Annotated in this window: 11 protein-coding genes, 1 rRNA gene and 1 pseudogene; 8 read left to right on the top strand and 5 right to left on the bottom strand. The window is 70.6% G+C overall.

From position 1 onward, the window contains the following. Positions 1-46 precede the first annotated feature (46 nt). From ACFYXE_RS06745 to ACFYXE_RS06755, 3 genes and pseudogenes are all read right to left on the bottom strand, one after another. Positions 47-3,445, bottom strand: coding sequence for an AAA family ATPase (locus ACFYXE_RS06745; protein WP_389309610.1), 3,399 nt, complete (start codon positions 3,443-3,445; stop codon positions 47-49). A gap of 174 nt (positions 3,446-3,619) precedes the next feature. Continuing rightward, positions 3,620-3,748: pseudogene (locus ACFYXE_RS06750) on the bottom strand (SCO5717 family growth-regulating ATPase); the annotation flags it as partial. Positions 3,749-4,116: 368 nt separating this feature from the next. Beyond that, positions 4,117-4,404, bottom strand: a complete 288-nt coding sequence (locus ACFYXE_RS06755) for a DUF397 domain-containing protein (RefSeq protein ID WP_361180598.1) — start codon at positions 4,402-4,404, stop codon at positions 4,117-4,119. 306 nt (positions 4,405-4,710) lie between these two features. Between ACFYXE_RS06755 and rpsO the strand changes: the two genes are divergently transcribed. From rpsO to ACFYXE_RS06780, 5 genes are all read left to right on the top strand, one after another. Further along, complete coding sequence (gene rpsO / locus ACFYXE_RS06760) at positions 4,711-4,998, top strand: 30S ribosomal protein S15 (RefSeq protein ID WP_030363216.1); 288 nt, start codon at positions 4,711-4,713, stop codon at positions 4,996-4,998. A gap of 360 nt (positions 4,999-5,358) precedes the next feature. Further along, entirely contained in the window at positions 5,359-7,575 is a 2,217-nt protein-coding gene (locus ACFYXE_RS06765; protein WP_389309401.1) for a polyribonucleotide nucleotidyltransferase, read from the top strand. Beyond that, positions 7,572-8,951 (top strand): M16 family metallopeptidase, encoded by a 1,380-nt coding sequence (locus ACFYXE_RS06770; protein WP_389309404.1) that lies wholly within the window; start codon positions 7,572-7,574, stop codon positions 8,949-8,951. Before ACFYXE_RS06765 ends, ACFYXE_RS06770 begins: the two co-directional genes overlap by 4 nt. 38 nt (positions 8,952-8,989) lie before the next feature. Further along, positions 8,990-9,742, top strand: coding sequence for a 4-hydroxy-tetrahydrodipicolinate reductase (gene dapB / locus ACFYXE_RS06775; protein WP_389309406.1), 753 nt, complete (start codon positions 8,990-8,992; stop codon positions 9,740-9,742). Positions 9,743-9,759: 17 nt separating this feature from the next. Beyond that, positions 9,760-10,212, top strand: a complete 453-nt coding sequence (locus ACFYXE_RS06780) for a tetratricopeptide repeat protein (protein ID WP_361180603.1) — start codon at positions 9,760-9,762, stop codon at positions 10,210-10,212. 25 nt (positions 10,213-10,237) lie between these two features. Here the strand turns inward: ACFYXE_RS06780 and ACFYXE_RS06785 are convergent, their stop codons facing one another. Next, positions 10,238-10,795 (bottom strand): hypothetical protein, encoded by a 558-nt coding sequence (locus ACFYXE_RS06785; RefSeq protein WP_389309409.1) that lies wholly within the window; start codon positions 10,793-10,795, stop codon positions 10,238-10,240. 124 nt (positions 10,796-10,919) lie between these two features. After that, positions 10,920-11,159 carry a hypothetical protein gene (locus tag ACFYXE_RS06790; protein ID WP_361180606.1) on the bottom strand — a complete coding sequence of 80 codons (240 nt, stop codon included), beginning with the start codon at positions 11,157-11,159 and terminating at the stop codon, positions 10,920-10,922. Positions 11,160-11,618: 459 nt separating this feature from the next. Here ACFYXE_RS06790 and dapA point away from each other — a divergent pair, with 459 nt between their 5' ends. The 3 genes from dapA to ACFYXE_RS06805 all read left to right on the top strand — a co-directional run. After that, complete coding sequence (dapA, locus tag ACFYXE_RS06795) at positions 11,619-12,518, top strand: 4-hydroxy-tetrahydrodipicolinate synthase (RefSeq protein ID WP_361180607.1); 900 nt, start codon at positions 11,619-11,621, stop codon at positions 12,516-12,518. A gap of 148 nt (positions 12,519-12,666) precedes the next feature. Then, positions 12,667-14,352: a ribonuclease J gene (locus ACFYXE_RS06800; protein WP_361180608.1), complete on the top strand. Its 1,686-nt coding sequence runs from the start codon at positions 12,667-12,669 to the stop codon at positions 14,350-14,352. Positions 14,353-14,894: 542 nt separating this feature from the next. After that, positions 14,895-14,978: ribosomal RNA gene (locus ACFYXE_RS06805) — 16S ribosomal RNA — on the top strand; the annotation flags it as partial.

Here is a 14,978-nt window from a genome sequence, read left to right on the forward strand (position 1 = left end):
CGCACCGGAGAACGGTGCGGGCCCACGGGGGAGTCGTCTTCTCGTGTTACTGCTGGGGCGGCTGAGGCTCCCCGCCCTGGAACGGCGCGCCCGGCTGGAACGGCGCCCCGGGCTGCGGTTGGGGCTGGGGCTGGGGCTGGGCGGGCGGCTGTGCCTGGGCCTGATTCTGCGGGGGCGTCTGGCCCTGCGGAGGTGCTTGCCCCTGCGGGGGCGCCTGCCCCTGCCAGCCCTGCGGAGCGCCCGGCTGCTGCGGATAGGGCTGCTGACCCGGCGCGGGCTGCTGCTGCCCGGGCGCGGGCTGCTGGGGGACGTACGGCTGCGGCTGCCCCGGGTAGGGCTGCCCGCCCGGCTGGGGCTGGGGCTGCTGTCCCGGGTGCGGCTGCGGCTGGGCCTGCGCGGGCACCTGTCCGCCGTACGGCTGCCCCTGGACTCCCGGCATCGGCGGGGCCATGTGCGGCGGCGGGTTCCCGTCCGACGTCCACAGCCCTTGCTGCTGCTGGGCCCGTACGAAGTCCTCGGCGACCAGCGCGGAGAGGTTGAAGTACGCCTCCCGCACCTTGGGCCGCATCATGTCGAGGTCGACCTCCGCGCCCGCCGCGAGGTGCTCGTCGAAGGGGATGACGACGACGCCCCGGCACCGCGTCTCGAAGTGCGACACGATGTCGTCGACCTTGATCATCTTGCCGGTCTCGCGCACCCCGGAGATGACGGTCAGCGAGCGCGAGACCAGGTCGGCGTACCCGTGCGCGGACAGCCAGTCCAGCGTCGTGGACGCGCTGCTCGCACCGTCGACGGACGGCGTGGAGATGATGATCAGCTGATCGGCGAGATCGAGCACCCCGCGCATCGCGCTGTACAGCAGACCCGTACCGGAGTCGGTCAGGATGATCGGGTACTGCTTGCCGAGGACGTCGATCGCGCGCCGGTAGTCCTCGTCGTTGAAGGTCGTCGACACGGCCGGGTCGACGTCGTTCGCGATGATCTCCAGACCTGACGGCGCCTGCGAGGTGAAGCGCCGGATGTCCATGTACGAGTTGATGTACGGGATCGCCTGGACGAGGTCACGGATGGTGGCCCCGGTCTCGCGCCGCACGCGGCGGCCGAGCGTTCCTGCGTCGGGGTTGGCGTCGATCGCGAGGATCTTGTCCTGCCGCTCGGTGGCGAGGGTGGAGCCCAGGGCGGTGGTGGTCGTCGTCTTGCCCACACCGCCCTTGAGGCTGATGACGGCGATCCGGTAGCAGGAGAGCACCGGGGTCCGGATCAGCTCCAACTTCCGCTGCCGCTCGGCCTCTTCCTTCTTGCCGCCGAGCTTGAACCGCGAACCGCCGCCCGACGGACGGCTGCTCCTCGTCTTCGGCTTGGTGTTGCGCAGCAGCCGGTCGGAGGACAGCTCGACGGCGGCGGTGTAGCCGAGCGGGGCACCGGGGTTGGTGCGCTCGCGCTGATCGGGCTGCACGGGCTGCGGCCAGGCGGTACCGGTACGGGGGTCGACGGGCGGCTGCCCGGGCTGACCCGCGTGCGCGGGCGGGACCGGCTGGACCGGCTGGCCCTGCGGTGCCTGCTGCTCCTGCTGAGGGGGCTGCGGCTGGGGCTGTGCGGGCTGCTGCGGGACCTGCGGCTGGGGAGCCTGTGCCTGCGGGTGCGCGGGCTGCTGGGGGAATCCGTAGCCACCGGCCTGGGCGGGCTGCTGCGGGTACCCGTATCCGCCGGCCTGCGCGGGCGGCTGCTGCGCGTACGTCTGCTGCGGCGGCACGGCGGCCTGCTGCTGGGGAGGCGGCTGCTGGCCGGGAGCGGGTGCGGCCTGGACCGGCTGCTGGCCGTGCGGCGCGGGCGGCTGCGGGAACCCGTAACTGCCGCCCTGCGCGGGCGGGTTGGGGGCACCCGGAACGGGCGCGGAGTGCTGGGCGGGCGGCGCCGGGGCGAAGGGCGCGCCGGGTGCCGCGGGCGCGGCCTGCTGCGGGAAGCCGTGGCCTTCCGCCGGGGTCGGCGGCGCGGGCGTCCCGGCGGCCGGTGCGGTGGTGGCGGGCCAGGCGCCCGGCGCCGGCTGCGGAGCCTGCGGCTGGACCGGCGCGGGCGGCTGCGCCTGCACCGGCGCGGGCTGCGCCGGGGGAGGCGTCGGCTGGTGGCCGGGCCACTGCGGGGCCGAGGTCGGGGCGGCGGGCCGGAACGCGGGCGGCAGCGGCGGCAGGCCGTCCTGCGGCGCGGGCGGCGGCGGGGTCCACGACGGCGGCACGGCGTCCTGCACGTCGGGGGCGGGCACGGCGTCCTGGGGCGCGGGGGCGGGGAGGGGCGCGGCGTCCCCGGCGGTCCGCTCCTCGGCGTCCCGCACGTCCTTGACGCCCCTGACGCCCTTGACTTCCTCCGAGGTGACGTCGTCGACGTCAGCACCGCCAGCGGACGGGTCCTCGGGCTCAGCGACGGACACAGGTGCCTCGGCCGCGGCGGTCCGCTCCTCGATCTCCCGCTTGAGCGCGTGGGCGGAGAACCGCATGGTGGCGCCACTCTCAAGATCACCACTGCCGAGGCTGCCGTCGCTGACGGGAGCGACAGGGGTGACGGGGGTGACAGGGGTGACGGGCTCGGCCGGCTCCACCGGCGCGGGTGCCTCGACGGGTTCCGCGGGCTCGACGGGCTCCACCGGCGGCGCGGGGGCGGGCGGCTCGACGGGGGCGGCGGGCGCCTCCGGCAGGGAGAACGTGACCGGCGCCACGGGCTCGACGGGCGATTCGGACGCGGGCGGCTCCACCGGAGCGACGGGCGCCACCGGCGCGGAGAACCTGACCGGCTCGACCGGCCCCGCCGCGGGCTCGACGGGCGTGAACAGCTCAGCGGGCCCGGTGGCCGCGACGGGCTCCCGGGGCTCCGCGGGCTCGGCGGGCTCCACGGGCTCCACGGGCTCAGCGGACGCAATCGGCTCGACGCCCCCGGCACCGGCAGCAGCCGGAGCCTCGGCCTCCCCGTTCCCTTCGCCGGCGTCGGCACCGGCGTCGGCACCGGCAGTGGCCTCGGCATCGGCCCAGGCGTCGGCCCCGGCCTTGCCCCTGGCCTCGGCCAACGCATCGACCTCGCTCTTCGGCACGACCCCCGTGACGTGCACCGACGCCGCGGGCCCGGCAAGCGCCCCGCTCCAGTCGGCGGCGCCACCCCCCGTGGCCACCGGCGGAACGGCGGACTGCGCGTCGGCATCGACATCGCCGGTCCGCGCGTCCCGCACCTCTGCCTCCCGCACCTCCTGCGCGTCGGGCCCCGCACCCCGCTCGTCATCCCGCTCGTCATCCCGCTCGTCGGGAGTCGCGGGCTGGAAGCCGCTGCCCACGGGCAGCTTCGGTACCCCGCCGGGCAGACCCGCCGACGGCGGATTGACGGGCAGCGGCGGAGGCGGCGGCGCGGAGAAGGACGGCATGGCGACCGGCGGCGGGACCGGGGCGTCCGGAGCGGGATCCACCGCCTCCGAAACGGGCTCGGCGGGCGCGGACGCAGGGGGAGCGGAGGGGACGGCTGGAGCGGAAGGAGTACTGGGAGCAGAGGGAGCAGGAGGAGTAGAAGGAGCGGAAGGAGCAGAAGGTGCGGACACGGGCGCCGCCGAAGGCGTCTCACCCGCACTGCCCGAAGCGTTCTGCGTGTACCAGGCGGGCGGCGCGTAGTCGATGGTGAACTCGCCGGTCGTCTCGGCAGCGGACTCCGCGTCGGACTGATCATCGACCGGTGAGTCCCAGCCCCCGCGGATCTCGTCCCGATCGCTGTTCACAATGCCTCCTGGTGTGGTCGAGCACCCTCGTGCCGTGGTGGGGGGCGACCGTTCCTGTCGTCCGATCCGCCTGGCTCTCCCCGTTGAGGGACGCGCAGGAACCGCTCAAGGGTTCTGGCGTCGCGCCCTGTCCCAGCCTAATCACCAAAACCACCGGCACGGCAGGGCAGTCCACCCCACCGATGCTGTCCATTGCGTCACGCTCCGGCCGGGAGCGTTCCCCGTACATCGAAGAGGCCCGGACAAACCGTCAACCAGCGGAAATCAGGGGCGAATTCCAGCGAAAACGCGGAGTCGGCGACCACCTGCCGAGGGTCCGCGGGGTGGCCTTCCCACGCCCGCGGACCACGCGTCCGCACGCCGTCCGGCTACTCCGCCGGAAGGCCCCCGTTCCGCACCGAAGGCTCAAGATCGAACTCGCCGTCCCGGGCCCCGAGCACGAACGCCCGCCACTCCGCCTCGGTGTACCGCAGCACCGTCTCCGGATCGAGCGACGACCGCATGGCCACCGCGCCCGCCGGCAGGTACGCGATCTCCACCCGCTCCTCGTGCTCCTCCGTGCCCGGAGCGCTCTGCCACTCGACGCCGGAGATGTCGAGCGCGTAGAGCTCGTCCTTCTCGCGTTCCCTGCGTGCCTTGTCCTGCGCCTCGGTCATGGCGGAGCGGTCCCTTCACGACGTACGAAAGAGCTGTCCGGTCAGCCTACTGGCGGCATACCCCCCTGTTCAGGGGTTTCGCAGGCACACGGCGGGGCCCCCACGGAGCGACTGGTACCCTGTGTAACGACCGTCTTTGTGCGCACCCCCGAATCCCCGGGGATCCGGACCTGTCAACAGGACCGGACCCGACCTGGGACCGGGCGCGCCCGGCGGATCATCACCGGCCTCCCGAGTCACGGAAGCCCCCCTGAGATGTAGACCAGGGGCACTCGGAGGCACTCGAAGACATCACGAGGAGTACGCGTGTCGCTCGACGCCGCTACGAAGAAGCAGATCATGACCGAGTTCGGCCAGAAGGAGGGCGACACCGGCTCCCCCGAGGTCCAGGTGGCGCTTCTCTCCCGCCGTATCTCGGACCTGACCGAGCACCTCAAGACCCACAAGCACGACCACCACTCGCGTCGTGGTCTGCTGATCCTGGTCGGTCAGCGCCGCCGCCTGCTGCAGTACCTGGCCAAGAAGGACATCCAGCGCTTCCGTGCCCTGGTTGACCGCCTCGGCATCCGCCGCGGTGCCGCGGGCGCCAAGTAAGACATCGTGAAGGGAGCGGTTCCCACTCGAAGGGGGCCGCTCCCTTTGCTGTACATGCGCGGTGTCACCGACGCTTTGTAGTCTGGTGACACAAGCACGTCCCCCTGGGCAGGGATCGGACACGACCCCCGGCCCCGGGCGACACAGGAACGACCCCCACGAGGGAGAGGCGCACCCAGCCGCCGCCGGTCCTCGGTAGTGGCCCCCGGGTACATCCCCGGGTGCTTCGATCGAAGACCGGCCCGCACCCACGGCGCGCTTCTCCGCCCAGTCCCGGTCCACGAAGGGCAGACGGGACGCCGCTCCCGGGCCACACGGGCCCTGGAGCGAGAAGACGAAACGTAGACACGTAGGAGAACAGTGGAGAACGAGACCCACTACGCCGAGGCCGTCATCGACAACGGCACGTTCGGCACCCGCACCATCCGCTTCGAGACGGGCCGCCTGGCCAAGCAGGCCGCCGGCTCCGCCGTGGCGTACCTGGACGACGACACCATGGTGCTGTCGGCCACCACCGCTTCGAAGAAGCCCAAGGACCAGCTCGACTTCTTCCCCCTCACGGTGGACGTCGAGGAGCGGCAGTACGCTGCGGGCAAGATCCCCGGCTCCTTCTTCCGTCGTGAGGGCCGGCCCTCCGAGGACGCGATCCTCACCTGCCGCCTGATCGACCGCCCGCTGCGCCCCTCCTTCAAGAAGGGCCTGCGCAACGAGATCCAGATCGTCGAGACGATCATGGCGCTCAACCCCGACCACCTGTACGACGTGGTCGCGATCAACGCCGCCTCCTGCTCCACGCAGCTGGCCGGCCTGCCCTTCTCCGGCCCGATCGGCGGCACCCGTGTCGCGCTGATCAAGGGCCAGTGGGTCGCGTTCCCGACGCACACCGAGCTCGAGGACGCCGTCTTCGACATGGTCGTCGCCGGTCGCGTCCTGGAGGACGGCGACGTCGCGATCATGATGGTCGAGGCCGAGGCCACCGAGAAGACCATCCAGCTGGTGAAGGACGGCGCCGAGGCCCCGACCGAAGAGGTCGTCGCCGCCGGTCTGGAAGCCGCCAAGCCCTTCATCAAGGTCCTCTGCAAGGCCCAGTCGGACCTCGCCGCCAAGGCCGCCAAGCCCACCGGCGACTTCCCGGTCTTCCTGGACTACCAGGACGACGTGCTCGAGGCCCTGACCGCCGCGGTCAGGACCGAGCTCGCCCAGGCGCTCACCATCGCCGGCAAGCAGGAGCGCGAGGCCGAGCTGGACCGCGTCAAGGAGATCGCCGGCGAGAAGCTGCTCCCGCAGTTCGAGGGCCGCGAGAAGGAGATCTCCGGTGCCTACCGCGCGCTGACCAAGAAGCTGGTCCGCGAGCGCATCATCAAGGACAAGGTCCGCATCGACGGCCGTGGCGTCACGGACATCCGTACGCTCGCCGCCGAGGTCGAGGCCATCCCGCGCGTGCACGGCTCGGCGCTGTTCGAGCGTGGCGAGACCCAGATCCTGGGCGTCACCACCCTCAACATGCTCCGCATGGAGCAGCAGCTGGACACCCTCTCCCCGGTGACCCGCAAGCGCTACATGCACAACTACAACTTCCCGCCGTACTCCGTCGGCGAGACCGGCCGCGTCGGCTCCCCCAAGCGCCGCGAGATCGGCCACGGCGCGCTCGCCGAGCGCGCGATCGTGCCGGTCCTGCCGACGCGCGAGGAGTTCCCCTACGCGATCCGCCAGGTGTCCGAGGCCCTCGGTTCCAACGGCTCGACGTCCATGGGCTCGGTCTGCGCCTCCACCATGTCGCTGCTGAACGCCGGTGTGCCGCTGAAGGCCGCCGTCGCCGGTATCGCCATGGGCCTGATCTCCCAGGAGATCGACGGCGACACGCACTACGTCGCCCTCACCGACATCCTCGGTGCGGAGGACGCGTTCGGCGACATGGACTTCAAGGTCGCCGGTACGAAGCAGTTCGTGACCGCGCTGCAGCTCGACACCAAGCTCGACGGCATCCCCGCCTCGGTCCTGGCCGCCGCGCTGAAGCAGGCCCGCGACGCGCGTCTGCACATCCTCGACGTGATGAACGAGGCGATCGACGTTCCGGACGAGATGTCCCCGAACGCGCCGCGCATCATCACCGTCAAGATCCCGGTGGACAAGATCGGTGAGGTCATCGGCCCCAAGGGCAAGATGATCAACCAGATCCAGGAGGACACCGGCGCCGACATCACGATCGAGGACGACGGCACCATCTACATCGGTGCCGCCGACGGCCCGGCCGCCGAGGCCGCCCGCGCCACGATCAACGGCATCGCCAACCCGACCATGCCGGAGGTCGGCGAGCGCTACCTGGGCACCGTCGTGAAGACGACGACCTTCGGTGCGTTCGTGTCCCTGCTCCCGGGCAAGGACGGTCTGCTGCACATCTCGCAGATCCGCAAGCTCGCCGGCGGCAAGCGCGTGGAGAACGTCGAGGACGTCCTCGGTGTGGGCCAGAAGGTCCAGGTCGAGATCGCCGAGATCGACTCGCGCGGCAAGCTCTCCCTCATCCCCGTCATCGAGGGTGAAGAGGACGACGACAAGAAGGACGACACCGACAAGTGACGTCGCGTAGCACCACGACGACGGCCCGCACCTCCTCGGAGGCGCGGGCCGTCGCCCGTACCCAAACCCTCATCAAGGGCGAGAACGGCATCGGCACCGTCCGCAGGACGACCCTCCCCGGCGGCCTGCGCGTCGTCACGGAGACACTGCCCTCCGTGCGCTCGGCGACCTTCGGCATCTGGGCCAACGTCGGCTCCCGCGACGAGACCCCGTCGCTGAACGGCGCCACGCACTACTTGGAGCACCTCCTCTTCAAGGGCACCAAGAAGCGCAGCGCCCTGGACATCTCCGCCGCGCTCGACGCGGTCGGCGGCGAGATGAACGCCTTCACGGCCAAGGAGTACACGTGCTACTACGCGCGCGTGCTCGACACCGACCTCCCCCTTGCCATCGACGTCGTCTGCGACATGCTGACGGGCTCCCGCATCCTCCAGGAGGACGTCGACGCCGAGCGCGGCGTCATCCTCGAAGAGATCGCGATGACCGAGGACGACCCGGGCGACTGTGTGCACGACCTGTTCGCGCACACGATGCTCGGCGACACCCCCCTCGGCCGCCCGGTCCTCGGCACCGAGGACACGATCAACGCCCTCACCGCGGACCGCATCCGCCGCTTCTACAAGAAGCACTACGACCCGACCCGCCTCGTCGTCGCCGCCGCGGGCAACGTCGACCACCACAAGGTCGTACGCCAGGTCCGCGCCGCCTTCGAGAAGGCCGGTGCCCTGCAGCGCACCGACGCCGTCCCGATGATCCCGCGCCAGGGCTCCCGCGCCCTGCGCACCGCGGGCCGCGTCGAGGTCATCAACCGCAAGACCGAGCAGGCCCACGTCATCCTCGGCATGCCGGGCCTGGCCCGCACCGACGACCGCCGCTGGGCCCTCGGCGTCCTGAACACCGCCCTCGGCGGCGGCATGTCCTCCCGCCTCTTCCAGGAGGTACGGGAGAAGCGCGGCCTGGCCTACAGCGTGTACTCGTACACGTCGGGCTTCGCCGACACCGGTCTCTTCGGCGTGTACGCGGGCTGTCGCCCCAGCCAGGTGCACGACGTCCTGAAGATCTGCCGCGACGAGCTCGACCAGGTCGCCCAGCACGGACTGACGGACGACGAGATCGGCCGCGCCATCGGCCAGCTCGCGGGCTCCACCGTCCTCGGCCTGGAGGACACCGGCGCCCTGATGAACCGCATCGGCAAGAGCGAGCTCTGCTGGGGCGAGCACATGTCGGTCGACGACATGCTGGCCAGGATCTCCGCGGTCACCCCCGACGAGGTGCGCGAAGTGGCCCGCGACGTGCTCGGCCACCGCCCGTCCCTGTCGGCCATCGGCCCGCTCAAGGACAAGCAGGCGGCCCGTCTCCACGACGCGGTCGCCTAGGCCGCCCGAGGGCCCAACTCCCTTAAGGAATGAAGGACATGAGCAAGCTGCGCGTGGCGGTCATCGGCGCCAAGGGCCGCATCGGCTCCGAGGCCGTGAAGGCCGTCGAGGCCGCCGACGACATGGAACTGGTCGCGGCCCTCGGCCGGGGCGACTCGCTGGAGACGCTCGTGGAGGCCGGCGCCCAGGTGGCGGTCGAGCTGACCCACCCCGACTCGGTGATGGACAACCTCGACCACTGCGTACGGCACGGCATCCACGCCGTCGTCGGCACCACGGGCTGGACCGACGAGCGCCTCGCCCGGCTGCGCGGGGCGCTGGCCGAGTCCCCGGGGACGGGCGTGCTCATCGCCCCGAACTTCTCCATCGGCGCGGTCCTCACGATGAAGTTCGCGCAGATCGCCGCGCCCTACTTCGAGTCCGTCGAGGTCGTCGAGCTGCACCACCCGAACAAGGCCGACGCCCCCAGCGGCACCGCCACCCGCACCGCCCAGCTCATCGCCGAGGCGCGCAGGGAGGCGGGCACCGCCCCGCAGCCCGACGCCACGACGACGGCCCTGGACGGCGCCCGCGGCGCGGACGTCGACGGCGTGCCGGTGCACTCCGTGCGCCTGCGCGGCCTCCTGGCCCACCAGGAGGTCCTCCTCGGCGGCGAGGGCGAGACCCTCACCGTGCGCCACGACTCGCTGCACCACAGCAGCTTCATGCCGGGCATCCTGCTCGGCGCGCGCCGCGTGGTCAGCACTCCGGGCCTCACCTTCGGCCTGGAAAACTTCCTGGACCTCGGCTGACCCGAGAGCTGAGAGACATGCGCGCGAAGATCACCTACGCCGTCACGGCTGCCGTCCTGGTCGTCTACTTCGTCCTGGTCGGCAGCCGCGGCGTGCTCCTCATCCGGCACGGCACCCTGCTCACCGTCACCTTCGGTGTCGCGGTGCTGATCCTGCCGGTCATCGGCGTCTGGTTCCTCTGGAAGAACACCCAGTTCGTCCAGCGCGCCAACCGGCTCGCCGCCGAGCTCGAGGCCGAAGGCGGCCTGCCCGTCGACGAGTTGAAGCGCACGCCCGGCGGCCGCATCGACCGGGACTCGGCCGACGAGGTCTTCGCCCGCCGCAAGGCGGAGACCGAGGACACGCCGGACGACTGGCGCTGCTGGTTCCGCCTCGCGGTCGCCTACCACGACGCCAGGGACACCCCCCGGGCGCGCAAGGCCATGCAGCGGGCCATCGCCCTGCACGCGGGCAGGCCGGTGAACGCCTAGCGGCGGACCGTGCGGACCGGGCGGATCAGGCGGTGGGCCGGTACTCGTCGGCCCACACCTCGATCGAGTCGGCCGCCCGGTTGAAGGCCTCGTGCCGGGCCAGGAAGTCGGCGTTGCGGTCGGTGAGCAGCGGCTGCGCCTCGGCCCGCTGGTCACGGCGTACGAGGACGAGGGCCTGCCCCTGGACCGTGCGGGGCAGCCCGAGCCAGCGCACCGGCTGCTGCGCGGTCCGTACGGCGGAGATCTGGGTCCACGGGACGGTCTGGGTCGTCACGAAGCCGACCCTGCGCAGCCCCTGGGCGCTCACCCAGGTGCCCATGCGCAGCAGCCGCAGGGCGCAGACGATGATGAGGGCCGCGAGGGCCGCGCAGATCGCGGCGCCCGCGAGGGAGTCCGCGAACGCGATGATCACCGCGGCGAACAGGACGAACGAGGCGAGCAGCAGCAGGAGCGCGGCGGCGCCCACCCGCCAGGGGCCCGGCCGGTACGGCCGACGCCAGTGATCGCGGTCGTCGAAGGGCAGCGCGGCGTCGTCCGCCACGTCGTCGAATGCGCGGTCCGCGGTCAGGAAGGGCAGGGGCACGGGCTGATCCTCACTCGATCCACACACATGGGCTGTGCCCGGTGAGGTTATCGAGCCGCGTCCCCTGCTACCACCCTTGGGGGTCCGGACGAGTCAGTGCCGGACGGTGACGCTCGGGACCAGGTCAGCGGCCGTCGGCTGCTTCGGACTGCTGGTGCTGAGCCGGTGACTGGTCGGCGGACATCGCGGGCATCCCGAAGAGCAGGGATCCCACCAGGCCGGCCACCACGGTGAGCCCGATGAGCGTACGGCCCATGATCTGGCCGGCCGATGCGCGCTCTCGGGGAGGGGGAGTGACGTTACTGCGGAACTTGTCGGCTTCGGCGATGAAGGCGAACGGGACGGGCTCTCGCCGACGGAACATGGGGCGCGCTTCTCCTCACGGGTCTCGAACGGAGCTCTGTGGACTCTGTTGTCTATAGAGACGCTGGAAACGCCCAAAAGGTGCCCTGTTTCGGCAAATTAGTCGAAGAATGTCGTGGCCGATCACCGAACGGCCGATGGCCGGACGGGAACCTGCCGCGGCCACACCTTCTGGACGCCTGTGTATGCGCCTGCCCGCCCTGTCACCCGCAAACCAACCCCATGAGCCCCTTCCGTGACCTCCGCACGGGCGGACGTGTGGCGCGATACGGCACTGATGTGCGGGTGCGCCGAGCGAAGTGTCCGTATTGCGGCACTTCGTGAAGTTCATCTAGCCTGATCAAACGGACCCGGCACTGCTTGAACCCCCGAGCAGGCAGTGCCGGGCTCCACACTTGTCAGGTCCGCTCACATCCCCCGAGGGGCGACCCCGCGCTGAGCAGCGAGTAGCGTGTTACCCATGGCTCCGACCTCCACTCCGCAGACCCCCTTCGGGAGGGTCCTCACCGCCATGGTCACGCCCTTTGCGGCGGACGGCGCACTTGACCTCGACGGCGCGCAGCAGCTCGCCGCCCACCTGGTGGACGCAGGCAATGACGGCCTGGTCATCAACGGCACCACCGGTGAGTCCCCGACCGTCAGTGACGCGGAGAAAAACGATCTCGTACGAGCCGTGGTGGACGCCGTCGGAGACCGCGCCCACGTGGTCGCGGGCGTCGGCACGAACGACACGCGCCACAGCATCGAGCTCGCCCGCGCCGCGGAGCAGGCCGGCGCCCACGGCCTCCTGACCGTCACGCCGTACTACAACAAGCCCCCGCAGGAGGGCCTGTTCCGGCACTTCACCGCGATCGCCGACAGCACCGGCCTGCCGGTCATGCTCTACGACATCCCCGGCCGCAGCGGCGTCCCGATCAACACGGAGACGATCGTCCGGCTCGCCGAGCACCCCCGGATCGTCGCGAACAAGGACGCCAAGGGCGACCTCGGCCGCGCCAGCTGGGCCATCGCCCGCTCGGGCCTCGCCTGGTACTCCGGCGACGACATGCTGAACCTCCCGCTCCTCTCGGTCGGCGCGTGCGGCTTCGTCTCCGTCGTCGGCCACGTCGTCACCCCGGAGCTGCGCGCCATGCTGGAGGCGCACCTCAGCGGCGACGTGCAGAAGGCCACGGAGATCCACCAGAAGCTGCTGCCCGTCTTCACCGGCATGTTCCGCACCCAGGGCGTGATCACGACCAAGGCGGCGCTGGCCCTCCAGGGCCGCCCCGCCGGCCCGCTCCGCCTGCCGCTGGTGGAACTGTCACCCGACGAGACGGCCCAGCTCAAGATCGATCTCGCCGCCGGCGGGGTACAGCTGTAACCACAGACTTCACAACTGAATACGCGAGACCCGCGGGCGCGACACATGCTGACTTCCGCCCGCACCCCACACAACAACTGCTCATGCACGAACGTCATGCGCGCCACGTGCCCCGGAGGTACGTGGCGTGCGTGGTGAGGAGAGTCTTTTGAGTCATCCGCATCCTGAACTCGGCGCTCCGCCGAAGCTCCCGAAGGGCGGCCTGCGGGTCACCCCGCTGGGCGGCCTCGGCGAGATCGGCCGCAACATGACCGTCTTCGAGTACAACGGTCGCCTGCTGATCGTCGACTGCGGAGTGCTCTTCCCCGAGGAGGAGCAGCCCGGAATCGACCTGATCCTGCCGGACTTCACGTCCATCAGGGACCGCCTCGACGACATCGAGGGCATCGTGCTCACGCACGGCCACGAGGACCACATCGGCGGTGTCCCCTACCTCCTGCGCGAGAAGCCGGACATCCCGCTGATCGGCTCCAAGCTGACCCTCGCGCTCATCGAGGCGAAGCTCCAGGAGCACCGCATCCGGCCGTACACGCTGGAGGTCGTCGAGGGCGACCGCGAGCACCTCGGCCCCTTCGACTGCGAGTTCGTCGCGGTCAACCACTCCATCCCGGACGCCCTGGCCGTCGCCGTCCGCACCCCCGCGGGCATGGTCGTCGCCACCGGCGACTTCAAGATGGACCAGTTGCCGATGGACGGCCGCCTCACCGACCTGCACGCGTTCGCGCGGCTGAGCGAGGAGGGCATCGACCTCCTCCTCTCCGACTCGACGAACGCCGAGGTGCCGGGCTTCGTCCCGCCGGAGCGGGACATCTCGAACGTGATCCGGGGCGTCTTCGCCGGCGCCCAGAAGCGGATCATCGTGGCGAGCTTCGCCAGCCACGTGCACCGCATCCAGCAGATCCTGGACGCCGCCCACGAGTACGGCCGAAGAGTCGCCTTCGTCGGCCGCTCGATGGTCCGCAACATGGGCATCGCCCGTGACCTCGGCTACCTCCGCGTCCCCGCGGGCCTGGTCGTCGACGTCAAGACGCTCGACGACCTGCCCGACAGCGAGGTCGTCCTGGTCTGCACGGGTTCCCAGGGCGAGCCCATGGCCGCGCTCTCGCGCATGGCCAACCGCGATCACCAGATCCGCATCGTCCAGGGCGACACGGTGATCCTGGCGTCGTCCCTCATCCCCGGCAACGAGAACGCGGTCTACCGCGTGATCAACGGCCTGACCCGCTGGGGAGCGAACGTCGTCCACAAGGGCAACGCGAAGGTGCACGTCTCCGGCCACGCCTCGGCCGGCGAACTGCTCTACTTCTACAACATCTGCAAGCCCAAGAACCTGATGCCGGTCCACGGCGAATGGCGCCACCTGCGCGCCAACGCCGAGCTCGGCGCCCTCACCGGCGTCCCGCACGACCGCATCGTGATCGCCGAGGACGGCGTCGTCGTCGACCTCGTCGAGGGCAAGGCGAAGATCGTCGGCAAGGTCCAGGCGGGATACGTCTACGTGGACGGCCTCTCCGTCGGCGACGTCGGCGAGCCCGCCCTGAAGGACCGCAAGATCCTCGGCGACGAGGGCATCATCTCGGTCTTCGTGGTGGTGGACTCCAGCACCGGCAAGATCACCGGCGGTCCGCACGTGCAGGCCCGCGGGTCCGGCATCGAGGACTCGGCGTTCAACGCCGTCATCCCGAGGGTCCAGGAAGTACTGGAGAAGTCGGCCCAGGACGGCGTGGTCGAGCCCCACCAACTGCAGCAGCTCATCCGCCGCACGCTGGGCAAGTGGGTCTCGGACAACTACCGCCGACGCCCGATGATCCTGCCCGTGGTCGTCGAGGTCTGACCCTCCCGATCACACCGGCTCCGGAGCGGGGCGCCTCGATTTGCATCGGGGCGCCCCGCTCCGTTAGGTTTACGGCTCCGCCAGCGAGGGAAGCCCCGAGCACGCACGTGCCTGGGACCGACCGAACGGGGCGGGAATTCCGACTCAGAATCTCTGATAAAGTCGGAGTCGCCGGAAAGGGAAACGCGAAAGCCGCAAGGCCTGAGCGGGAACCGGAAAGGCACCGAGGAAATCGGACACGAAAGAGTCTGATAGAGTCGGAAACGCAAGAACAAAAGAAACACCGAAGGGAAGCGCCCGGAGGAAAGCCCGAGAGGGTGAGTACAAAGGAAGCGTCCGTTCCTTGAGAACTCAACAGCGTGCCAAAAGTCAACGCCAGATATGTTGATACCCCGACTCACTCCGGTGAGTTGAGGTTCCTTTGAAAAAGTCCTGTACGGCATTTGTTCGTGCAGGCAGCACAGCGAGGACGCTGTGAACCGGGAGATTATTCCTCTCCCTGGTTCCGCTCTCGTGTGTGTCGTCCCGATTACGGGAAAACATTCACGGAGAGTTTGATCCTGGCTCAGGACGAACGCTGGCGGCGTGCTTAACACATGCAAGTCGAACGATGAAGCCCTTCGGGG

The organism is Streptomyces sp. NPDC002564 (genome assembly GCF_042889645.1).
In the GTDB taxonomy this organism is placed as follows: domain Bacteria; phylum Actinomycetota; class Actinomycetes; order Streptomycetales; family Streptomycetaceae; genus Streptomyces.